Origin of the sequence: Streptomyces sp. NBC_00829, assembly GCF_045161795.1 — a bacterium.
GTDB lineage: Bacteria > Actinomycetota > Actinomycetes > Streptomycetales > Streptomycetaceae > Streptomyces.
Genome location: NZ_CP108867.1, coordinates 7,252,999 through 7,276,289, shown reverse-complemented (window position 1 = coordinate 7,276,289; position 23,291 = coordinate 7,252,999). Strand labels below are relative to the sequence as shown.

Annotated in this window: 15 protein-coding genes; 4 read left to right on the top strand and 11 right to left on the bottom strand. The window is 70.1% G+C overall.

Going from position 1 to position 23,291, the window contains the following annotated elements:
- Positions 1 to 90: 90 nt before the first annotated feature.
- Positions 91 to 1,359, bottom strand: a complete 1,269-nt coding sequence (locus OG293_RS32695; protein WP_406002355.1) for a streptophobe family protein — start codon at positions 1,357 to 1,359, stop codon at positions 91 to 93.
- 202 nt (positions 1,360 to 1,561) lie between these two features.
- On the opposite strand from OG293_RS32695, the gene OG293_RS32690 reads away from it, so the two are divergent.
- Complete coding sequence (locus OG293_RS32690) at positions 1,562 to 2,857, top strand: DUF6777 domain-containing protein (protein ID WP_406002354.1); 1,296 nt, start codon at positions 1,562 to 1,564, stop codon at positions 2,855 to 2,857.
- Between the two features lie 12 nt (positions 2,858 to 2,869).
- Here OG293_RS32690 and OG293_RS32685 read toward each other — a convergent pair whose 3' ends face one another.
- From OG293_RS32685 to OG293_RS32675, 3 genes are all read right to left on the bottom strand, one after another.
- Complete coding sequence (locus OG293_RS32685) at positions 2,870 to 3,787, bottom strand: GNAT family N-acetyltransferase (RefSeq protein ID WP_406002353.1); 918 nt, start codon at positions 3,785 to 3,787, stop codon at positions 2,870 to 2,872.
- 69 nt (positions 3,788 to 3,856) lie between these two features.
- Positions 3,857 to 5,395 carry an amino acid permease gene (locus tag OG293_RS32680; RefSeq protein WP_406002352.1) on the bottom strand — a complete coding sequence of 513 codons (1,539 nt, stop codon included), beginning with the start codon at positions 5,393 to 5,395 and terminating at the stop codon, positions 3,857 to 3,859.
- A 67-nt stretch (positions 5,396 to 5,462) separates the two neighbouring features.
- Positions 5,463 to 6,419 carry a hypothetical protein gene (locus OG293_RS32675; protein WP_406002351.1) on the bottom strand — a complete coding sequence of 319 codons (957 nt, stop codon included), beginning with the start codon at positions 6,417 to 6,419 and terminating at the stop codon, positions 5,463 to 5,465.
- 396 nt (positions 6,420 to 6,815) lie between these two features.
- On the opposite strand from OG293_RS32675, the gene OG293_RS32670 reads away from it, so the two are divergent.
- The 3 genes from OG293_RS32670 to OG293_RS32660 all read left to right on the top strand — a co-directional run bounded on the left by OG293_RS32670 (position 6,816) and on the right by OG293_RS32660 (position 12,270).
- Positions 6,816 to 7,253, top strand: coding sequence for a DUF6299 family protein (locus OG293_RS32670; RefSeq protein ID WP_406002350.1), 438 nt, complete (start codon positions 6,816 to 6,818; stop codon positions 7,251 to 7,253).
- Positions 7,254 to 7,638: 385 nt separating this feature from the next.
- Positions 7,639 to 10,926 carry a GH92 family glycosyl hydrolase gene (locus tag OG293_RS32665; RefSeq protein WP_406002349.1) on the top strand — a complete coding sequence of 1,096 codons (3,288 nt, stop codon included), beginning with the start codon at positions 7,639 to 7,641 and terminating at the stop codon, positions 10,924 to 10,926.
- A 117-nt stretch (positions 10,927 to 11,043) separates the two neighbouring features.
- Positions 11,044 to 12,270, top strand: coding sequence for a lactonase family protein (locus tag OG293_RS32660; protein ID WP_406002348.1), 1,227 nt, complete (start codon positions 11,044 to 11,046; stop codon positions 12,268 to 12,270).
- Positions 12,271 to 12,290: 20 nt separating this feature from the next.
- On the opposite strand, the gene OG293_RS32655 is transcribed toward OG293_RS32660, so the two are convergent.
- From OG293_RS32655 to OG293_RS32625, 7 genes are all read right to left on the bottom strand, one after another.
- A complete protein-coding gene (locus OG293_RS32655; protein WP_406002347.1) occupies positions 12,291 to 13,112 on the bottom strand; it encodes an alpha/beta fold hydrolase in 822 nt (273 codons plus the stop codon).
- A 251-nt stretch (positions 13,113 to 13,363) separates the two neighbouring features.
- A complete protein-coding gene (locus tag OG293_RS32650) occupies positions 13,364 to 16,399 on the bottom strand; it encodes an alpha-mannosidase (protein WP_406002346.1) in 3,036 nt (1,011 codons plus the stop codon).
- Between the two features lie 34 nt (positions 16,400 to 16,433).
- A complete protein-coding gene (locus OG293_RS32645) occupies positions 16,434 to 18,449 on the bottom strand; it encodes an endo-beta-N-acetylglucosaminidase (protein WP_406002345.1) in 2,016 nt (671 codons plus the stop codon).
- Between the two features lie 246 nt (positions 18,450 to 18,695).
- Positions 18,696 to 19,952, bottom strand: coding sequence for a glycosyl hydrolase (locus tag OG293_RS32640; RefSeq protein ID WP_406002344.1), 1,257 nt, complete (start codon positions 19,950 to 19,952; stop codon positions 18,696 to 18,698).
- 43 nt (positions 19,953 to 19,995) lie between these two features.
- Positions 19,996 to 20,871, bottom strand: coding sequence for a carbohydrate ABC transporter permease (locus OG293_RS32635; RefSeq protein ID WP_406002343.1), 876 nt, complete (start codon positions 20,869 to 20,871; stop codon positions 19,996 to 19,998).
- Entirely contained in the window at positions 20,868 to 21,824 is a 957-nt protein-coding gene (locus OG293_RS32630) for a carbohydrate ABC transporter permease (protein ID WP_406003790.1), read from the bottom strand. The genes OG293_RS32635 and OG293_RS32630 overlap by 4 nt, the downstream gene beginning before the upstream one ends.
- Before the next feature lie 12 nt (positions 21,825 to 21,836).
- Positions 21,837 to 23,123, bottom strand: a complete 1,287-nt coding sequence (locus OG293_RS32625) for an ABC transporter substrate-binding protein (RefSeq protein ID WP_406002342.1) — start codon at positions 23,121 to 23,123, stop codon at positions 21,837 to 21,839.
- Positions 23,124 to 23,291: the final 168 nt, after the last annotated feature.

Sequence of the window (23,291 nt, the reverse complement as noted above, 5' to 3'; positions counted from 1 at the left end):
GAGCGTAAGCCGGGGAGATCGGGCCCCCGGTCCGGCTTCGGGCCCCGGTCCGCCGTACGGCCGTCCCGGTTCATGTTGCCGACCGTCGGTTCAGACCTCGCCGCGGCGCTGCACCCGCGAGGCGAGCAGGCTGCCGACGAGTCCGGTCACCAGGCCCCAGGCCACGGCCAGAGCGAGCGCCGACCACAGATGGGGCCGCAGCGTCACCTCGCCCGCCAGGCTGCCCCCGATGTCACCGATGCCCAGCAGGGAGAGCCCGTAGTGTGCGGCGGTCCATACGAGGAGACAGATCGTCAGGACCGTGAGGGCCAGGGCGACAGCCATGTGCACGGCGTGCTGCCAGGCCCGCGTCCGGGCGGGTGAGCGGGCCGCCATCACGAACGCGGCGGCCAGCAGCAGCACCGCGGCGACGACCATCAGCCACCAGACCCGGCCGTCGTACTGGGAGAGCGACGTGAGATTGAGCGTGGATGTGTCGGGGGTGCGCAGCACCGAGTCCAGCACCTGCGGCATGGGCAGCCCGAAGGGACCCTCCACCTTCCCTTCCCAGGATGCGCCCAGACCGAGGGTGAGCGCGAGCCAGACGATGTTCGGCAGTCCGAGCAGGATCACGGCGAAGGTCTCGGCGGCGTGCCCGCGGGTCGCCGCGACGACGAGCCCGATGGCCACGCCGAGCACGACGTAGGCGAGAAGCAGGACGACCATGGCGAACGCGGCGGGGCGCACCGACTCCTGGAAGCGCAGCAGATGGGCGGGGAGCGGCGCCTTGCGCGAAACGAGCAGGGCGAGCACGAGGAGACCAGCCAGCCATACGAGACCGAGGACGAGGGTGAGCGGGATGTTGGCCTCGAACCCGACTTCGGGGTTGGCGTCCAAAAGGTCGCCGATGTCGCCGACCGTACCCTCGCCGAGCGGGATGTCGAAGGTGTGGCGGGCCAGGGCCGCGAGACCGATGAGGGCCAGGGCCCACAGCACGGCCAGCCGGGCTGCCCAGCCGAGTAGTTCACGGCTGCCCGCGACGGCCCGGTGCCGCAGGGGACGGAGGAAACCGGCGGCGATGACGAGGGCTCCGGCGAGGGTGACCGAGAGGGGCAGCACACTGAGGTCGGCGCTGGTCTCGGCGACGAATCCGGCGTCACCCGAGAGCTCGACCGTGCCGCCGACCGCCATCACGACAACGGCCGCGACGACATTCGGAAACGCGTTTCCAGGCAGGTCGGCCGCCCCCGCGGCCCACAGGCCGAGGGCGGCCGTGGCACCCAGGGCGACCAGCCCGGCGAGCACGGCCACGAGCGCGTCGCGCCAGCCGTGGGAGGCACGCGTCGCGCGGCTCCTGTCACTGGTTCGCTGCTGGCTCACGCTGCCACGCTAAGCAGGGGCGAGGCAGTGCGCCCGCTGGGTGGGCCGACCGCGTCGGCTTGCGAGCCGCACGGGTGTGGAGCACACAATAGGCACGGTATGCGTGATGAAGGAGCTATCTCCCTTACGCCCCGGATTCACCGGTACACCTGCGCCGAGATTCCTGCGCCGTATGTTCCTACGCTGGGAAGAAGGGCCGCCCGTGAGTGCCCCACCTCCGTCCTCCGACCGCCCCACAGGGCCTCCGTCGGGCCCGCTCTCGGGCCCGACGCAGCAGAACCCCGCCCCTCCGCCGGGCACTCCCCCGCCACCGCCGACCGGCGGCGGAGGCAGCGGTCCAGGCGGACCGAGCGGCCCAGGTGGGCCGGGCGGTCCGGAGAAAGGCGCCGGGGACGCCGGCGCCCCCTGGTGGCGTTCCGTACCCCGCGTCGCGACGATCGCCATCGCGCTGGTCGCCGCGGTCGTGCTGGCCGTGGTCTTCACCCGGCCTGGGGGCGGTGGCACAGCCTCGGCCAGCGAAATCGTCAGGGACCCCGTCAACTCTCCGGGCGACCATCCGTTCACGCCTCCTTCGACGGACAAGCAGGAACCTCCCCCCGACAGCCCCACACCGCCGTCGAACGAGGTGAACGGCGCGGAGCCGGGGGTGTACGGCGGTACGCGGCGGACAGCCAGTTGCGACATCGAGAAGCAGATCGGCTACCTCTCCGAGGACCCGGCCAAGAACAGGGCGTTCGCCTCGGTGCTGGGCATCGGCCCGGACCAGGTGCCGGGACACCTGCGGTCGATGACCCCGCTTCGGCTGCGCTACGACACCCGGGTGACCAATCACGGGTACGAGAACGGCGCCGCCACCACCTACCAGTCGGTCCTGCAGGCCGGTACGGCCGTCCTCGTCGACCAGCACGGTCTCCCGCAGGTGCGCTGCGCCTGCGGCAATCCGCTGACACCCCCGCTCGGGGTGAAGGGCAACGTGCAGATGACGGGACCTTCCTGGTCCGGATTCACGACGGCGAAGCTGGCGCAGGTGAAGCCCTCCGCCACAGTGGTCAAGGTCTTCGTCGTCTACGACCCGCACTCCAAGAGCTGGTTCGAGCGCAAGCAGGGTGACCACGGGCGGCACGACAAGAAGGTTCCTCCGCCCGTGACCCACCCGCCGACGACCCCGGCACCGGGCACGACCTCGCCGTCGCCCTCGACATCCACGGGCGAGCCGTCCAAGTCGTCCTGCCCGCCCGCTGCGGGGGCGAAGTCGCCGTCCTGCCCGCCGACCTCGAAGCCTCCGTCCTCCAAGCCCCCCTCGTCCAAGCCCCCCTCGTCCAAGCCCCCGTCCTCGGTGCCCCCGTCCTCGAAGCCTCCGTCGGAGCCCCCGTCGGAGAACCCCGGCGACACCTCGGCCCCGCCGCCATCCCCGAACCTCGTGCCGGACTCGGGCTCGGTGTCGAGCTCGGCCGCATCGGCCCCGGTCTCGTCATCGGTCGCGGTGCCCGAGTCGTGACCGGCTCGGGCGTCAGCCCAGTTCGAGTGTGGTGATGCCCCAGGCGCGATCGGCGCGGGTCCGGGGGACCGCGCCGATGTACATCCGTACCGTGTGCGAGCGCGGTTCGAGTCCCCGTGCCAGCACCAGCGCGGACGCCGCCCGGTGCGGTTCGGGGATGTCGATGGACACCTCCTCCTCCGGCCGGAGGTGGGCGGTGAGCGCGTCGAAGAGCACCTCGGCGTCCTCCGGTGTGTCGGCGAACAGGGGCCCGATGCGGTGGCCGTCGAGGGCGGGCCGGATCACTCCATACCCGGCGATCCGCCCTTCGCGCAGCCTGGCGTACGCGACATGTCCCGCCGCGGTCAGCCAGCGCGCGACGAAGCCGGGCCGCTCGGCCGGGAAGCACTGCCGGTCGTACGCCGCGATCGCCTCGACGTGGTCCGCGGTCACCGCCACGGCGTCCGCCGCCGGGGTGCCGGAGCGCTCGGGACGACCGCCGTAACGGAGTGTGTCGTGGGCGGACTTGAACCCGCTGCGGCCGTAGGTGGGCTGCTGCTCGGGCACCGCGTCCAGTCCGACCGTGCGCGTCCCGGCGTGCGGGAAGGCGGCGCGCCAGGTGGCCAGGCCGAGTCCCCGGCGGCGGAGGCCGGGATGGACGAGGTAGTACCCGAGAAACGCGTACTCCTCGGAGTAGTTGACGATGGACACGGCCGAAACCGTGCGGTCGCCGAGGCGGCCGACGAAGAAGCCCGCGGGGTCGGTGGGGTGGAAACAGGCAACGTCGCCGTTTCCGGGGTTCCACCCCTCCTCGGCGGCCCACTCCGCCACCTGGTGCCATTGCTCCGACGAGGCCGCGGTGACGGTGAGTCCGTCCACGCGGTCGGAGCGGTTCCCGGCCGTGTGCTCTCCGGCGGAGGACGAGCGGGGGGCTTCGCCGAGGGGGTTCATACCTGCTGTGGTCCCTTCAGGTGGTGGGTGCGACCGCCGCGAGCGGCCGCCCGGTGGTCACTGCGCCGGTCAGATCAGGTCCATGGCCGCCACCTCGTCGGGGCTGCCGTAGCTGACCGGCCCCTGGAAGCGGCGGCGTGCGGTGGCGAACCACCACACCGTGGCGATGAGCAGCACCACTCCCAGAGCGATCGGCGCGTAGTTGAACGTCGTTGCGGTGATCGGCGAGACCTGGGGGAGCATGAACAGCACGCTGCTGAAGACGATCCAGGTCACCGCGACCACCCCGACCAGCTTGCCGTAGCGGCCCAGGTTCCAGGGGCCCGGCTCGAAGTCGTCCAGCCGCAGCCGCAGGAAGATCGGCACTCCGTAGGCGAGGTAGAGCCCCACGACATTGACGCTCACGATCGCGGTGAAGGCCGTGTGGGACCACCAGGCCGGAATGATCAGCAGCAGGGAGCAGGCGGCGGCGAGCCACACCGCGTTGACAGGCGTACGGGTGCGCGGGGAGACCGAGTGCCACCACCGCGAGCCGGGCATCGCCCCGTCGCGCGAGAAGGCGAAGATCTGACGGGTGTTGCTGGTCATGTTGGCGAGCCCGCAGAAGAGCATGGCGCCGATCACGATCAGCAGCAAGAGCTTCGCCGTGCCCATGCCCAGCGCGTCGATGAGGATCTGTACGGGCGGCGCCGCCGATCCCGCTTCGGCTTCGTAGTCGCGGATCGCGTAGACCAGGGCGAGCATGAGGATCAGGCCGGCGCCCGCGGAGCAGGTGATCGCGCGCATAATGCCCTTGGGCGTGTTGACCGTCGCCTTCACGGTCTCCTCGGACATGTGGAAACTGCCGTCGAAGCCGGTGAAGGTCCAACTGGTCACGAGCAGGCCCAGCATCGCGGCGTACATGCCATTGCTGAAACCGGTGTTGTTCGCGAAATGCGTGACAAAGGAAGCCGGCTGATGGTGCGTCGGTTTCACGGTCAGTGCCACGACGATCACGACCATGCCGATCAGCAGCCACCACACCGAGATCCGGTTCAGCGCGGCGACGAGTTGCACCGTGTAGGTATTGGCGAGCGCCTGGAAGAGCAGGATCACAGCAGTAATGACGACGGTACTCTGCGCAGTGACCTCGTAGTCGGGCCACTGCATGACTATGAACGCCTGGATGAAGGTGGCCGCCGCATACCCGGTGGCGGCCGTTCCGCCCACCTGACCGACGAAGTTCAGCCACCCGGTGTACCAGGACCACGCGCCGCGGTGCCGCTTGGCGAGCTTGCCCGCGGAGAAGTACAGCGCACCGCTGGTCGGGTAGGCGGAGGCGATCTCGCCCATCGCGGCGCCGACGAAGAGCACCATCACGGACACACCGATCCAGCCGAAGACGAGGATCCGCGGTCCGCCCGCGCCCATGCCGAAGCCGAATGCCGAGAAGATCCCGGAGATGATGTTGATGATGGTGAACGAGATGGCGAAGTTGTCAAATGCCCGGAATCTGCGGGTGAGTTTCCGCGGATAGCCCATGGCATGCAGGGTGGCGTCATCATCGAGGGTGACGGAATCCGTATCGTGCCGGGTTTTCGAGCGAGTGAGTGACGAACGCTCGGACACAGTCGCACGCAACCTTTCCCATAGGGGGGTGAGAGAGTTGAGAGGGATGACGCGATGGAACGAGAAATCAGGCCGCACTGGGAATGGGGAGACCGCACGAGCGTCTCGCTCTCGTCAACTGCTCCTCGGGTGCTCCGAATACGCTCCAGGGCATTCGGGACGCATAGGGCCCCATGGCCGTGAAGACCTCCCGGGCCTCGAATTCACGCTTCGCCATGTACAGCGCGTGGGCCAGATACGAAAGGTCCAGTACGGGAGTGAAGCGATAGTCGGCCACCGCGGGAAACCAGTTGTTGTAGCTGCCCGTCGCGGTCGTCAGCCACTGGGACTGCTCCCAGGTGCGGTCGGCCAGCAGCGCGGAGGGGTCGTAGTCCTCGACGAGTGCGACCAGCGGGAGCAGCCTGATCGGCGACGACACGGGGGCCCGGTGGCTCAGGAACGACGCGACGTCCCACCGCGCACTCGCGGTCCCGCCGTGGCGGGTGAAGAAGAAGGCCAGAAACCGGTGGTGCGCCTCACGGTGCCAGGGGTCGAGCCGAAGGATGTGGTCGAACAGCTTCCACGGGCCGGGAGGAGCGGTCAGCAGCCCGTGCGGCGCCGGGTCCCGGGGCCGTTTGAGGCGGGACAGGGCCAGTTGGGCCACCCAGGGCGTCGGGTCATGGGGCAGCATCTGCGCCGCCCGGTCGCACGCCGCCTTCGCTATGCCCACCAGCGTCCCCGCGCGCCGGTCGTGGGCATCGGCCATCCGCAGCGCACGCAGCATCGCCACGCGGGCCCACAGAAGTGCCGCCTCGGGACCGGGCTCCTCGTCCAGCCAGCGCTCGGCGAGGTCGGAATCCGCCGCCTCAGACGCCAGCACGAGCGAGCGGTGTGCCCTCACGTCGAAATCGTCGCGCGCGTCCAAGAGGGCTTCGCGCGCACCGAGGTACCGGCCCGCCTTCACATCCATACAGGCCTGCGCCAACTGGCGGTCGTCGGCAGCCGGATGCCACACGTACTGCCCCTCGAACGAGCCAGCAGCCACGGACCCCTCCCTGTTCCCACAGTCGACACCACTCATGCGCGCATTCCGGCCAGGCTGAATTCAGCCGGATCCCGGCCGTAGATCCACCGGCAGCGAGCACACCCTACTCACCATCAACTCGTAGCGAAAACAGCTGTCCGTAAGGTCCACCCCCCAAGTCATTCAGGATTGCACCATCCATGCCGCCGCATTTCCGCACCCCCTCCCGCGTACATGTGTTTGGCATATGCGATTTCCGGAGAACTCCGGGCGAATCACGGAGAACCCCGGGCGAATCCCGGCACCCACAGCTCGCGACGGCACGGGCGGACCGAACGCGCCGAATGCTCCGTCCCCGCCCTCCGCCGTCCGTGAACGGTTCCGACACCTCTCCCGGGGACGCTCGTTGGGAGCGTCATGATCACTGCACAGCGCACCTCGTTCCTCGTCGCCGCCTGCGTCGCCGCCGCCCTGGCCACGGGTCTGTCCCCCGCCGGCGCGGCGGCCCAGTCCGGCCCCGACTCCGTCACGATCAATTCAACCGGACAGGTCACGGAGGACGGCACCATCACGCTCTCCGGCACCTACCGCTGCTCCACGAGCCGCCCGGGGCCGGTCTTCATCGGCTCCAAGGTGACGCAGGGCGACGCGAGAGCCGACGTCGGCGGAACCCTGGCCACCTGTGACGGCCGGAACCACACCTGGCGCAACAGCGGCCAGACCGACGCCGAGTTCGTCGCCGCCGCCGCACGCGGCGAGGCGACCCTGCTCCAGCTCGACTTCTCGGGCGGACTGATCCCGTTCCCCCGCGTCCTGGGCACCGATCAACGCGATCTCAAGCTCCAGGAGCGCTGACAAGCGAGCGCCCCACAGGGCACACCCCGTCGGCGGCTGTACGCGTGTGAGCCAGACACGAGTACAGCCGCCGGTCTCGTTCGGTAGACGTGCGCCAAGGGCATCACGCCCGCCCCGGCGCGGCGGGAGGTCACCCTCCACCGCGGTGCCCGGGTCGAACTCCCCCTGGAGATCCGCACGGATGCCGATGCGGCGCCGGGCACCCACCGCACACCGGTCACGGTCCGCGGACACCACGGCGCGCTCCTGAGCGAGGCCATCCCGAGCGTGACGGTCCGGCCGCGCTGACCAGCGGGGGGACGGGCGAGGGTCGTTGACAGCTTTGCGAGGCCATGACATGTTGCGCGGAACCGAACAGACAACGTTGTCAGAAAGGTGATCGCCCATGGAACGGTCAGCCGGCCGGATTCGAAGAGCCACCACCCGCCTCGCGGTCGTCGCACTGCTGGCCGGCGCACTCAGCGGCCCCGCCGCCACCGCCTCCGCCGCCCCCGCGCCGGCCGCCGATCCGACCACCCTGGTCAACCCCTTCGTGGGCACCCAGAACTTCGGCAACACCTTCCCCGGCGCGAGCGCCCCCTTCGGCATGGTCCAGGTCAGCCCCGACACCGGCGGCCAGGGCGGCTACGACTATCAGCAGAACAAGATCCACGGCTTCAGCCAGACCCATCTCTCCGGCGTGGGCTGCGGCGTCGCGGGCGAGCTCCCTGTCATGCCGACCAGCGGCGCGGTCACCAGCGTCGACCCCGATACCTACCGCTCGGCGTACACCCACGACGACGAGCGGGCCGAACCCGGCTACTACCGAGTGAAATTGACGTCGTACGACATCGACGCCGAGCTCACGGCGACGGCGCGCACCGGGTGGCAGCGGTACACCTTTCCCTCGGCCAAGCCCGCCAACGTCCTGTTCAACACCGGCAGGGCCAACCAGAAGGTGCACGACTCCGAGGTACATGTCGTCGGCGACCGCACGGTCGAGGGCCGGGTGCGCGCGGGCAACTTCTGCGCGGGCAAGGACGACCACACGGTCTACTTCACGGCCACCTTCGACCGGCCCTTCGCGTCCACCGGCACCTGGCGCGGTTCGACGCGGACGCCGGGTGGCCGCGACGCCGCCGGCGAGGGCGGCAACGGCGCCTGGGTCACCTTCGACCCCGGCGCCGACCGGGACGTCGTGATGAAGGTCGGCCTGTCGTACACCGGTCCCGAGGGCGCGCGGAAGAACCTCACCGCCGAGACGCAGGACTCGTACGACTTCGACGCCACCCGGGCGGCGCTGCACCGCACCTGGCGGGATCAGCTCGGCTCGATCCGGGTCGGCGGCGGTCCGAAAGAGCGGCAGCGCGCCTTCTACACCGCGCTCTACCATGCGCAGCTGCACCCGAACCTCGCAGGCGACGTGGACGGCAGCTACACCGGCTTCGACCGGAAGTCCCATACGGCCAAGGGCTATACGCCGTACCAGAACCTCTCCCTGTGGGACACCTACCGGCCGCAGAACCAGCTCCTGGAGCTCCTTCAGCCACGCGTCGCACGCGATGTCGCGCTGTCCGTCGTCGCGATCGGCAAGGACGGCGGCTGGCTGCCCCGATGGGCGCTCGCCAACAGCGAGACCAACATCATGACCGGCGATCCGGTGACTCCGTTCCTCGTCGAGGCCTGGTCGAAGGGACTGCTCGCCGGCCATGAGGAGGAGGCGTACGCGCTGCTGCGGAAGAACGCCACCAGCACCCCGCCCGCCTCGTCCCCGTACAACGGCCGCTCGGGCGTGGACTTCTACCGCGACCGCGGATACCTTCCCTCGGGTCTCGGCCTCGGCACGGACTGCGCCGACAAGGGCGGCGACAACGACTGCACCCATCCTGCGTCGGCCACCCTGGAGTACGCGGCCGCCGACGCCTCGCTCGCGCTGATGGCCCGCGGGCTCGGCCACCGCGAGGACGCCCGGACGTTCGCCGCCCGCGGCGGGTGGTACCGCAACCTGTGGGACGCTTCGACCGGCCACTTCCGCCCGCGCACGACGCAGGGGACCTGGGTCACGCCATACGAGCCGGTCGCGGCGGGCCACCAGTTCCACGAGGGCGGCTCGTACCAGTACGAGTGGCTGGTACCTCAGGACCCGGCCGGGTTGGTCTCGCTCATGGGCGGCAGGAAGGCGGCGGAGAAGCGCCTCGACGCCTTCTTCGTCCATGACAAGCTGCTCACCGACCCGGCCGGTACCGCCCGCAACGACTGGATCTCCCAGCCCTACGACTACTACGGCAAGCCCACCTACAACCCCAACAACGAGCCCGATCTGCACGCCCCGTACCTGTATCTGTGGGCGGGCGCGCCCGCGAAGACCGCGGACGTCACCCGGGCGGCGATGACGCTCTTCACCGACGGCCCCGACGGGATGACCGGCAACGACGATCTGGGCACGATGTCGGCCTGGTACGTCTTCACCTCGCTCGGTCTGTATCCGACCATGAGCGGGGGCGACTTCCTGGCGCTTTCCAGCCCGCAGTTCGAGTCGGCGACGGTGAGGATCGGAGCGTACGGGCGCAGGCAGGGCGGCACGCTGGAGATCACGGCGCCGGGGGCGAGCGACGAGCGTCGCTATGTGCGGAGCGTGGCCCTGAACGGCAGGGACGTGCGCACCACATGGCTGGACTGGGACGCGGTCGCGCACGGCGGACGGCTCACCCACCGGCTCGGTACGCGGCCGTCGGACTGGGGCACGGGCCGCAACGCCGAGCCCCCGTCCGTGGGTGCGTCTGCCGGAGCCGATCCGCGTCGGCACCTCGACGCCTCCCTGCGCACCGCGTCGGACGCCGTGCCGGCGAGCGACAGCGCACAGACCGCGCATCTGACGCTGGATGTGCTGGCCCAGTCTCCGGGCGATGTTCGTGTCGCCCTGACCGCGCAGACCCCTGCGGGGTGGGCGGCGAAGACGCCTGGGCGCCTGACGGTGAAATCCCGGCGGCTGCCGGTGCAGACGACGGTCCCGCTCGCGGTCACGGTGCCGGCGGGCACGGCGGTCGGCTCCTATCCGGTACGCGTCACGGTCGCGGCGAAGGGGATGGAGCCGGTGGTCCGTACCGGCACCGTCGAGGTGCGAACCGCACCGGCGTGTGCGGGCGCAGGCACCGAGCAGTGCGCGGTCGATCTGCGGGGCGCCCTCAATCACGACGGCACGGCGACGAAGGAACGGCCGGACCAGGGCGATTTCGACGGCCAGGGATGGAGTTACGACGCCGGTCTGCTCCCGGCACCCGGACCGGTCACCTGGATGGGCGTGAACTACAACGCGCCCGACGCGTCGGGCACCGCGGCCGACTTCGTGGAGGCACGCGGACAGGCGCTGCTCCTCCCCGCCGGGACCCGCTCCTCGCTCCATCTGGTGGCCGCATCGCACAACGGTCCGGTCTCCACCAGTCTGACCGTGCGCTACACCGACGGCAGCAGCGCGGATGTGCCGGTCACGATCGGCGACTGGGCAGGGGCGACACCGGCGGGCAGCACGGTCGTCCTCGACATGCCGCACCGGATCAAGGCCGGACAGGGCGTCGACGGGCCGCCGGTGCGGCTGTTCGGCGACACGGCGCCGCTCGACCGCGCGAAGACGGTGCGCTCGGTGACACTGCCGGACGACGCACGTGTCGAGGTGTACGCCATCACCCTGACATGACCCCACAGAGGCGTTGCATATAGTGCAACGCAAGTTGCACCTCTTGTGATTGGCGTCGGCACACGGCAGGGTGTCCCCCACGTACGAAGCCACCGGCCCCCACACGAGGTGCACCGCATGAGCAGCAGGCCAGGGCGGAGCGAGCAGGAACCGGCGAGCGGCACCAGCCGTCGCCGGTTCCTCGGCGCCCTCGCCCAAGCGGCCGTGAGCGTCACGGCGGTGGGTGCGGCAGCGTGCGGTGCGGACCCCGCTCCCGTTTCCGCGACCGCACCCACCGCCGCCCGCCCCCGCGCCGCCCGCCCCCGCGGCGCACGCCCGCTGTTCCTCGGCACGTACACCTCGGCGCCCGGCGGCGGCAGCGGGATCGGACTCGCCTCGTACGACCCCACCACCGGGCGCATCACCGCCACCGGAACCGTCTCCGGTGTCGGCGACCCCTCGTTCCTGGCCCTTCACCCGACGGGCCGCACGCTCTACGCGGTGAACGAACAGCAGACCGGCGGGGTGGTGGCCGTCAGGCTCTCGCCCGACGGCCACCACCGGGTCCTGGGCACCCGCGGCACCGGCGGCGCGGGGCCGTGCCATCTGTCCGTGCACCCCAGCGGGCGCTGGCTGTTCAGCGCCAACTACGGCTCCGGCAGTGTGGCCGTGCACCCCGTCGACACCACCGGCGCGCTCGGCGCGCGCACGGACCTCGTCACCCACTCCACGCCACCGCCGGGCCCAGGACAGCGGGGCCCCCACGCCCACCAGATCATCACCAGCCCGGACGGCGGCCACCTGCTCGCCGTCGACCTGGGGACCGACACCGTCTACACCTACCGGCTCGACACCTCGCGGGGAACGCTCGCCCGACTCTCGTACGCGGCCCTCCGGCCGGGGGCCGGACCCCGGCATCTGACCTTCCACCCCTCGGGCCGCCACGCCTACCTCGCCAACGAGGTGGACAACACCGTCGTGGTCTGCGGCTACGACCCCGCCACGGGACGGCTGACTCCGGGCACGCCCCAGCCGACCGGCACGGGCCCAGGGACGAACTACCCCGCCCAGCTGGCCGTCACCGGAGACGGCCGGTTCGCCTTCCTCGCCAACCGGGGCCACAACAGCCTCACCCGCTATGCGATCGAGGCCGGCGGATCCCGGCTGAGGCTGTTGGACACCGTGCCGGTCGGCGGTGACTTCCCGCGGCACATCGCCCTCTCCCCCGGCCAGGATCTCCTCTTCGCCGCGAACCAGCGCTCCGGCACCGTCACGGTCTTCCACGTCGATCCGGCGAGCGGTGAACTCACCTCGGCCGGACGCCCGTTCAGCTCACCGGTCGCCGTCTGCGCGCTGCCGCTGTAGCCCCGCTCGGCCCTCGGCGGTCAACTCCGGACGAAGGCGAGCAGATCGGCGGTGAACGCCTGCTCGTAGTCGCCGGTCAGGCCGTGCGGAGCGCCCGGGTAGACCTTGAGCCGGGCGTCCTTGACCAGCTCCACCGACTTGTGGGCGGCGGCGACGATCGGCACGATCTGGTCGTCGTCGCCGTGCGCGATGAAGGTGGGAACGTCGATGCGCTTCAGGTCCTCGGTGAAGTCGGTCTCCGAGAACTGCCGGATGCAGTCGTACGCGGCCTTCAGCCCGACCTGCATGCTCTGCAGCCAGAACGCGTCCCGGGTGCCCTGCGGGACGGTGGAGCCGGGCCGGTTGGCTCCGTAGAAGCTCTCGCTCAGGTCCTGGTAGAACTGCGAGCGGTTGCTCTCCACGCCCGTGCGGATACCGTCGAAGACATCGATCGGCAGCCCCTCCGGGTTGGCGTCGGTCTTGAGCATCAGCGGGGTCACGGCCCCGAGCAGTACCGCCTTGGAGACGCGCGCCGTGCCGTGCCGGCCGATGAAGCGGGCCACTTCCCCGCCGCCCGTCGAATGCCCGACCAGGATGGCGTCGCGCAGCCCGAGCGACTCGATCAGCTGCGCCAGATCGTCGGCATAGGTGTCCATGTCGTTGCCCTGCCAGGGCTGGGCCGAGCGTCCGTGGCCACGACGGTCGTGGGCGATCGTGCGGAAGCCGTTCTCGGCGAGCAGCCGCAGCTGCCTGTCCCAGGCGTCGGCGTTCAGCGGCCAGCCGTGGCTGAAGACGACGGGCTGTCCGCTCCCCCAGTCCTTGTAGAAGATGTCGGTGCCGTCGGCTGTGGTGACGATGCCCATGGATCCGGTCCTCTCGGTCGGCCTGTGTCCGGTTCGCTGCCGACCTTGGCCTCGGTGCACGGATCGAGGCCGGCTTGGCAGCACAGAGCGGCGGCGTACCCGGCACGGGCACGACGGAGGTCTCGCGCGGCTCCCCGCCCCATCCTCGCCCACCGGAAGGGCGAACGCATGCCGAAGGTGTCAGCCCGCCTGGACCGGCTGCCGAAGGGACCTGCTGCCCCCACGCGGGGGAAGGAGCAGCAGGTCCGGGCTCACGCGCGGGAGCGCGCCAACCGCAGGGTGATCAGCTCGAAGGGGCGCAGCGTCAACGCCACCGCTCCCCCCGCCACTTGGAGCTCGGGCCTGTCGGCCAGTGGCCGCTCCAGCAGGTCGGTGGCCACCGCCCCGGTCACCTCGAAGCCGGGGGTCACCAGGGCCCGCGCGCGCCCGCCGAGGGACTCGTAGAGCCGTACGACGACATCGCCGCCGGCGTCGTCGGCAAGCTTCACGGCGCTGATGACGACCGCGTCGTTGTCGACTCTCACCAGCGGCGCCACCTCGCCGCCGCCGCTCACCCGCCGCTCGGGTAGGTTGATGCCGAAGCCTTCACGGACGGCGTCGCCGATCGCGGCGCCCGGGACGAGCGCATGACGGAAGCGGTGCACACCCTGGTCGGTCTCGGGGTCGGGGAAGCGGGGTGCCCTCAGCAGGGAGACCCGCAGCGTGGTCGTCGTCCCGGCGTCGGACGCGCGCACGGTACGGGTGACATCGTGCCCGTACGTCGAGTCGTTGACGAGGGCGACGCCCCAGCCGGGCTCCTCGATGTGGACGAAGCGGTGGTTGCAGGCCTCGAACTTGGCTGCCTCCCAGCTCGTGTTGGTGTGGGTGGCCCGGTGGAAATGGCCGAACTGGGTCTCCGAGGCGTACCGCTCCGCGTGGATGTCCAACGGGAAGGACGCCTTGAGGAACTTCTCGGTCTCGTGCCAGTCGACCTCGGTGTCGATGTCGAGCCGCTTGACCCCGGCGGACAGGCTCAGCAGTTGGGAGACGCGGGAGCCGCCGAAGCTGCGGACGACACGGACCGAGGCCACGCCCTCGCCGGGGACGGCGGTGACCTCGTCGGCCTCGGTCAGATCGGTGACGGTGTTGCGGTAGAACGCGTCGACGTCCCAGGCGTCCCACATGTTCGGGAAGTCGGGGTGGATCTGGAGCAGGTTGGCCGCCTGGCCGGGGGCGACCGTCTCACGCTCCGCGGCGATGTCGTACGCGGAAACCACCAGGCCGCGCCCGTCGATCCCGACCTGGAGAAGACCGTTGTCGAGGACGAAGCCGCCGCCCTCGCGCGGCGAGAGACGGGCCAGGCCGCCGCCGGTGGCGACCGCGGCACCGCCGGCCGGGACGCCGTGGCGTTCATGCGGTGCCCCGTTGAAGACGAGCTGGGCACCGGCCGTTCGCTCGCCGGCGAGTGCGCGCTGCGCGGCATCGATGACGGCGTTCAGCTCGCCGGCCACGGCCGCGTAGGTCTTCTCCGCCTCGCGGTGCACCCAGGCGATCGAGGAACCGGGAAGGATGTCGTGGAACTGGTGCAGCAGCACCGTCTTCCAGATCCGGTCCAACTCCTCGTAGGGATAGGGGAATCCGGCCCGCACGGCAGCGGTCGCCGCCCACAGTTCGGCCTCGCGCAGCAGCGATTCGCTTCTGCGGTTGCCCTGCTTCGTCTTCGCCTGGCTGGTGAGAGTCGCCCGGTGCAGTTCGAGGTAGAGCTCGCCCACCCAGACGGGAGCGTTCGGGTACTCTGCCTCGGCCTTGGCGAAGAAGTCGGCCGGCTTCTCCCAGCGGACGGTCGCCGAGCCTTCGAGGCTGCGCATCCTCGCCGCCTTGGCGACCATTTCGCGGGTGGTGCCACCACCTCCGTCGCCCCAGCCCGTGGGCGCGAGCGAGTGCTTGGCGACACCCTTGTCCTTGAAGTTCTTCGCCGCGTGGGCGATCTCGCTGCCCTGCATCGAGCAGTTGTAGGTGTCCACGGGCGGGAAGTGCGTGAAGATCCGGGTGCCGTCGATGCCCTCCCACTGGAAGGTGTGGTGCGGGAACTTGTTGGTCTGGCTCCAGGAGATCTTCTGGGTGAGCAGCCACTTGGAACCAGCGGCCTTGATGATCTGCGGCAGGCCCGCGGCGAAGCCGAAGGTGTCAGGCAGCCATGCCTCGTCGTTCTCGATGCCGAACTCGTCGAGGAAGAACCGCTTGCCGTGAACGAACTGCCGGGCCATCGCCTCCGAGCCCGGCATATTGGTGTCGGACTCCACCCACATACCGCCGGCGGGCACGAAGCGCCCCTGTGCCACGGCCTTCTTGACCTTGTCGTAGACCTCGGGACGGTGCTCCTTGATCCAGGCGAACTGCTGCGCCTGCGACATGGTGTAGATGAAGTCCGGCTCGTCCTCCAGCAGGGCCGTCATGTTCGACGTCGTACGGGCGACCTTGCGCACCGTCTCGCGCAGCGGCCACAGCCAGGCGGAGTCGATGTGGGCGTGACCGACGGCGCTGATCCGGTGGGCCGAGGGCTCGGCGGACACGGCGAGCACGTCTTCGAGGCAGGAACGGGCCGCGGCGGCCGTGCCGCCCACGTCCTGGAGGTCGATCGCGTCGAGAGCACGGCTGACGGCCCGCAGGATGTCCCAGCGGCGGGCGCCCTCCACGGGCAGTTCCGCCATCAGTTCGCCCAGCACCTCCAGGTCGGCCACGAGCTGCCAGACGGTTTCGTCGAAGACGGCGAGATCCATCCGGGTCAGCCGGTACTGCGCCTCGGTGCCGGCGGTCTCCCTGTCGCCGAGCTGTGTCGGCAGGAAGGGGTGGTAGTCCAGGATCACCGGGTTGGAGGCGGCCTCGATGTGCAGGCGCACCTCCTCGCCGCCCTCGACGGGCGCCCCGATGCGGACCCACTGGTTGCGCGGGTTGAGCCCCTTCACCGGTGTGCCGTCGCTGCGGTAGACGAGTCCTTCGCACTGGAAGCCGGGCATCTTCTCGTCGAAGCCGAGGTCGAGGACGGCCTCCACCGTCTTCCCGGCCCACTCGGTCGGCACGGTCGCGGTGACCGTGAACCAGCTGGTCCCCCAGGGAGCGCCCCACATGTCACCGACCGCGATCGGCACGGGCGGCGCGGTGAGCCCTTCGGCCACGGGGACAGGTTCGCCCGGCGCGTTCCAGACGGCCACGTGCAGGGGTACGGACTCGGGATACACGGCCGGTCGGATGCGCTCGTCGAGTACGCGATTGAGGCGGCCTTCGACAAGGCTGCGGTCGTCATGCATGGAGGGCTGCTCCGAGGGTTTCGGTGGTGGTTGGTTACCAGGGATGGACTGCGGTCGCGGGTGTCGATGCGGTGTAGAGCTCCCCGATCGCACGCACTTCGAACCTCGCCGACCGCTCGCCCTGCTCGGGCGCCAGGGCGGGAACGAAGAAGGCTCGCTGACAGGTCGCTCCGAGGAAGCGCCGCGTCCCGTCGGGCAGGACGCGGTGCAGGGCGTAGTGGCGGACCGCCCCGGGGGCGCCCCGCCAGCTGAACCGGAGGTCGCCGCCGACGGCGTCGATGCTCAGCCGGGAGGGTGCGGCGGGGCACTGCGCGGCCTTACCGCGGACGGCGAGCCCGCCGAGCCGCCAGGTCACGGCCCCGTCGGTCGCGGTGAGCCGGACACCCAGCGCCCGGACGGTCCCGGACAGACCGGTCAGCGGCACGCGCGTGGTCGTCCAGCCGCCCGGGCCGGCGGTCCCGACCGGGATGTAGGTGTACGGGTGGGGCCGGCCCGGCCCCGACGGCTCGGCCACGGCGACGGCCAGCTCGACCGTGACCTGGCCTGCGGCGACGCGGTGGGTGAGCTCGACGACCGTGTCGGCGGTGAGCGGGAGCCGGGTCGCGTACAGGTCCACCGTGGTGGGTGCGGTGAGGGTGCCGTCGACGAGGAGACTGCTGCCGCCGTGCCAGGCGTCGGCGAAGTCGTAGCCGACCGAGGGCCGCTGTCCTGTCGTACGCACGACCCACTGGCGGGAGGGGAGGCGGTCCTGGACGCCGAGGTGGTTCCACGGCGCGTCCGAGGTCACCGTGCCGCGCTCGTACCAGCGCACTCCGTGGCCCGTGTTGAACACGGTGGCGAAGGGTACGGTGTCCACGGTCGAGCGGTCGGCGACGGCCGTTGCGGGGGCGCGCCAGGCGTCCTTGGGTGTGGGCTTCGACGGGTCGAGCGACTGTCCGCTCCAGAAGCGGTCGTCGGCCGCGTGGAACTGCGCGGGTGTGCGCCCCGCGGGCAGGTGGTTGCGGGTCCACTCGGGCCGGTAGAAGCCCAGCGAGACGATGTCGGCCGCGTGCTCGGGGATGATGGCGTCCCAGTCGACCGATTTGTTCCAGCCGTTCGCCTCGACGTCGACGCCGGCCCACAGGTCGTAGCGGCTGCGTCCGAGCTGCTGGGCGTTCCGCCCGGAGGCGGCCAGCGAGGACCTGGACCAGCGGAAGTCGATGAACATCGAGTCGGCGGCCTGGAAGAACGGCTTGTTGTGGTCGTTGAGCGCGCCCTGCCAGCTCACCGAGCCGTTCACGGTCATCGAGTCGTACCAGCAGACGCGCAGACCCTTCGGGGTGCCGAGGCTGCTCAGCTCCTTCACGAAGCCGAGCATGTCGGCGGCGAGGGCACTGTCGCCGCCTCCGGTCTCGGCGTTGATGAACCAGCCGTCGAATCCGTACGCCGTGGCGAGGGCCACCATCCGCTCGGCGAGCGGGAATCTGCCGAAGGAGTCCTTCTGGACCAGGTCACGGGTCCAGCGCAGATCGCCGCCGTAGGCGACCGGCGGCAGGAAGACATTGCCGAGAACGGGCACTCCGTGGCGGTGCGCGGCGTCCACGATCGGGGCGTTGGGCGCGAGGATGAGGCCCTCTCCCGACGAGCCGCCCCAGAAGACCAGCTCGTCGAGGTAGGACCAGTGGGTGAGGGCGTAGTAGTCGGCGGTGGCCGAGCCCTGGGACGGATTGCTTGCCGTGGGCCCGAAGGAGACAAGGGACTGGATGCGGGCCTGCCCGCTGCGGGCCGTGGTGTTGACCGGGGTCGGGGTGAACCGCTTGGCGAGGGGCACGGCAGAGGCGTTGAACGCCAGGTCCGCGTCGTCCTCGGCGCGCCAGCTCTTCAGGCTGCGCCAGGTGATGCCCTCGCCGGGGGTGCCCGAGGGGAACGAGTCGGGGTACCAGTAGGAGGCGTACGGCGCGCCGCCGGCGGCCTTGGTGACGGCGGATGCCGTCACCGCGGGCAGGGCGGGGGCCAGGGCCGCCGCCGCCGATGCCATCAGGAGGGTGCGCCTGCTGAGGTAGGGGTTCATGGGTGTGCTCCGTATCGTTCGTGGACGGCTTACGGTGCTGCGCTGTTCATGGTGCTGAGCTGGTCAGGGTGCGGTGAGGTGGGCGGTGCTGAGCTGGCCAGGGTGCGGTGAGGTGGGCGGTGCTGAGCTGGCCAAGGTGCGGTGAGGTGGGCGGTATGGATCTGCTCGCCCTACGCTCCGCGGCGGTGCGCCGCTCGCGGTGCGGGGGCGGTGCCGGGCTTCCTACGGCGGTGCCGGCCGGGCCGCTCATGCGAGGGCCTCGTCCGGGGTGATCACCTCGGTGATGCCACGGGCGGCGAGGTGCTCCTTGTCCTCGCTGAGACTCGCCAGGACTGCGGTGGGGCGGGCTCCTTCGGCAGTGAGCCGGGCGAACGCCTCGAAGAAGGCGCCGCCGGGTGCGCACGCCGAGCGTGCCGGAGCCGTGTCGTCGTCGCCGGGGTCGACGACGAGGGCGGTGGTCCGGGGCTTCGGCCGGTGTTCCTTCCCACGCCACCGCCCGACGATGCCCTCGATGGCGCGGCCTGCCGGTTTGATCCGGCGGTCGTTGGTCAACAGGCCGAGGCTGTACTCGAGTTCGGGGAAGTCCGCCAGGGAGCGGGACACGTCGTGGGAGCACCACCAGGTGACCCCCCAGACGTCCTCGCAGTCCAGCGCGTTGGCCACGGTCGCCTCGGTGAAGGCCGCGGCGTGCTCGGCCGGGACGAGCGGCGCGGGCGCGCCGACCTCTTGCAGCCAGACCGGCCGGTGCGGGTCGAGCGCCCATGCCTTGGAGAGTTCGATCAGATACGCGGCGTGGTGCTCGGTCGCCACGCCGGTACGCCCGTGTTTCTGGGCCGTGCCGTTGAAGACCCACGAGTGCACGGCGGTCATCGCACCGATCCGCGCCGAGTGCGCAGGAGTGAAGGGCTGGTCGTCCTGGTACCAGGCGGCGTCGTACTCGGCGTGGAGGTGGAGCCTGCCGGGAGCGCCCTCCTCGCACGCGTCGAGCAGTGTCCTGAGCCAACTGCCCGCCTGGCCGGGTGTGATGCGGTCCGGGTCGGGGTGCGGTCCGCTGGCGAACTGGTTGATCTCGTTGCCGATGGTCATGCCGATGAAGTTCGGCCGGTCGGCGAGAGCTGCCGCGAGCGTCCGCAGATACTCCGCCTGTCCCTGGACCACCTCGGGGTCGGTGAAGAGGTTGCGCCGGTGCCAGGTCCGGGTCCAGGCGGGCAGGAAGTCGAAGCTCGACAGGTGTCCCTGCAGTCCGTCGACATTGACGTCGAGTCCGCGCTCGGCCGCCGCGTCGGCGAGTTGCACGAGCTGGTCGACGGCGCGTGGGCGGATGAGAGTGCGGTTGGGCTGGAAGAGCGGCCAGAGCGGGAAGACCCGGATGTGGTCCAGGCCGAGGCCGGCGATGGAGTCCAGGTCGGCGCGCACGGAGTCGAGGTCGAAGTCCAGCCAGTGGTGGAACCAGCCCTGGCTGGGCGTGTAGTTGGCGCCGAAGCGCAGCGCGGAGGGGCTCATACGGAAGGGGTGTCCTCGTGTCTGGGTGCTGCGGTGGCCGGGGTCAGCCCTTGACTGCGCCTTCGCCGACGCCGCGGAAGAAGAAGCGCTGGAGGCAGGCGAAGAGCACGATGAGCGGGAGCACGGCGATGACGGTGCCCGCGGCGACGAGGCGTTCGTCGTTGGCGAAGGTGCCGTGCAGGTAGTTCAGTCCGATGGTCAGGGTGAAGTTCTCCGGGTCGCTGAGGACGATCAGGGGCCACAGGAAGTCGTCCCAGGCGCCCATGAACGCGAAGATCGCGACCACGGCGAGGGTGCCTCTGACGGAGGGGAGAGCGATGCGCAGGAAGCGCTGCCAGGCGTTGGCCCCGTCGACGAAGGCCGCCTCCTCCACTTCGTAGGGGAGGTTGAGGAAGGCGTTGCGCATCAGCAGCACGTTCATCGCGCCGATGCAGCCGGGCAGCAGCACAGCAACCAGGGTGTTGTTGAGACCGAGGTCCCGCATGGTGGTGAACTGGGCGATGATGATGCCCTCGACGGGAACGAGCATGGCGAGGATGAACGCCAGGGTCGCGGCCCGGCGTCCGCGGTAGCGCAGCCGGGCGAGCGCGTATCCCGCCAGCGAGGCGCCGACGCAGTTGGTCAGCACGTTGGCGGAGGCGACCTTGAGGGAGTTCAGGGCGTAGTCCCAGACCGGGACGGTGTCGGCGACACGCGAGTAGTTGTCGAGGGTGGGATGGCCGGGCAGGAATCTCGGCGGTGAGCTGAAGATGTCCTCGGTCGGCCCCTTGAGCGAGGTGGACAGCTGCCACAGGAAGGGCCCGACGGTCAGGGCGAGCACACCGAGCAGCAGCACGTACCGCAGGACGAGCTGCGGGCCGGGGACGCGCCGGCCGTCCCCGTCGGTGATCGTCACCCGTGTCGTGGTGGCGCTCTTCACGCGTCCTCCTTGCGGTCGGCGCGCAGCACCAGCAGCATCAGCGCGACGGTGACGACGAAGACGACCACGGAGATGGCGGAGGCGTAGCCGACCCGTCCGGTGAGTCCGGTGCCGACGCGCTGGACGAGCATGACGAGCGTGGTGTCCTCGCCCGCGGGCCCGCCGCTGGGGCCGGCCATCAGGTAGACCTCGGAGAACACCTTGAAGGCGGCGACAGAGGAGAGAGCCCCGACGAGGACCATGGTGGAGCGGACCGCGGGAACGGTGACGGTGAGGAAGCGGCGTACGGGTCCGGCTCCGTCGACGGCGGCGGCCTCGTGAAGTTCGCGCGGGACATTGGCCAGCGCGGCCAGGTAAATGATCATGTAATAGCCGAGGCCCTTCCAGACCGTCACCGCCATGGCGCTGCCCAGCAGTAGCCACTGGTCGCTGAGGAAGCCGATCCTGCCGACGCCCACCGCCTCCAGCAGGGCGTTGATCAGCCCGCGGTCGTCCAGCATCCACACCCAGATCAGTCCGACGACGACGATGGAGGCGACGACCGGGGTGTAGAAGGCCGAGCGGAAGAACGTGATACCGGGGATCTGCCGCTGGACGAGCATCGCCAGCAGCAGCGGCAGGATCACCAGGGCGGGTACGACGCCGAGTACGTACAGGGTGCTGTTGCGCAGGCCGGTCCAGAACATCTCGTCATGGATCAGCTCCTCGAAGTTGGCGAGGCCCACGTACTGGCCGGGGACCAGGGTCCGCCGGTCGGTGAAGGCGTTGACCAGGGTGCTGAGGAACGGATACAGACTGAACGCGCCGACGATCAGCAGTCCGGGCGCGGCGAACAGCCACGGGCTGGACGGCAGATGGCGCCTGATCCGGCGGGCGGACCGGCCGCCGGAGCCGGGGCTCCGGACGGCGGGCCCCGCCGGGGTCAGGTCCGGCGAGATGGTGGGGGCCTTCATCAAGGTCACGACTCAGCTCTGCTGCAGCAGTCGGTCGCAGGCCTTGACAGCGTTGTCAAGCGCTTCCTTGGGGCTCTCCTTGCCCTGGAGCGCCTTGGCCACCTCATTGCGCAGCGCGGTCTTCATCTGCTCGCTGAAGAGGACCGGGGTGTAGTTGACCGCCGTCTTCAGCGACTTGGCCGCCGCGATCCGCACCCGGGTCTCGTCGGTGCCGTCCTCCTTCGTGAAGTACGGGTCGTCGAGCGAGCCCGCGGTGCTCGGGAAGATGGCGACCTTCCTGGCGAACTCCATCTGCCGGGTCGCGTCGGTCACGAAGTGGGCGAAGGCGACGGCGGCGGGCTTCTGCTTGGTCCGGGAGTTCACCATGACGCCCATCACATACATGTTGGCGTGGCCGGTGCTGCTGATCTGGTCGGTGATGCCGATGTTCTTGTACAGGCTCGGCGCCTGCTTCTTGAAGTTCCCGAGGTCCAGGGCGCTGCCCGGGTTCATGGCGACGGCCTCGGTGAGGAACTTCTTGCCGGAGGACTCGGGGGTCGCGGTGAGCGCCTGCGGGTCGAGCGCCTTCGCGTCGTACAACTCCTTGTAGTGGGTGAGGAGTTCGACGCCCTTGGCGTCGTTGAAGGCGAAGCCGGTGCCCTGCTTGTTCATCAGCTCCACGCCGTAGCGGCCGAAGTCCTCGATGGTGGGGACATTGGCCAGGGTCGCGATCTTCCCCTTGCTCTTGTCCGCCATCGTCAGACCGGAGGCGAAGACCTCGTCGTAGGTCTTCGGGGGCTTCGCCGCGTCGAGGCCGGCCTCCTGGAAGAGCCGCTTGTTGTAGAAGAGCGGGCCGGTGTTGAGGTACCAGGGGAAGGCGTACGTCCCTTCCATGCCCGGTATCCGATGGCTGGCCCAGGCCCCCTCCAGATAGTCCTTCTTGTACTCCGGCGCCGCCTTGTCGAGATCGAGGGCGAGTCCCGCCTTCGCGAGCGGGGCCACCAGGTCAGGGGAGACATTGACGACGTCGGGCAGGGTGCCGCCCGCGGCGTCGGCACTGATCTTGTCGGCGTAGCCCTCGGCCGGGCGGTCGACCCACTTGACCTCGGTGCCTGGGTGGCTCTTCTCGAACTGTGCGATCAGTCCATTGAAGTAGTCCTTGAAGTTCGCCTGGAGGTTCCAGGTCTGGAAGGTGATCTCGCCTTCGACCTTTCCCGAGGCGTCGGACGAGCCGGCGCCGGAAGGGGAGCCGCAGGCACTGAGCGGCAAGGCGGTGGCGAGGACGACGGCGGCGGCGAGTGCCCTGCGGGGAATGCGCACGGTGAACGGCTCCTTTGCTCGTAGCAACGGTGCAGACCTTGCAAGTGAACCTTCGGTGAAGTCAAGGCATTCGACCCAACTAATGGAATCCACCGAGCATTAGTCGAGGTCAGAGTGGTGCGAGCAAACACTTGCGGTGATCGACTAATGCGCTTTAGAGTGCAGTGG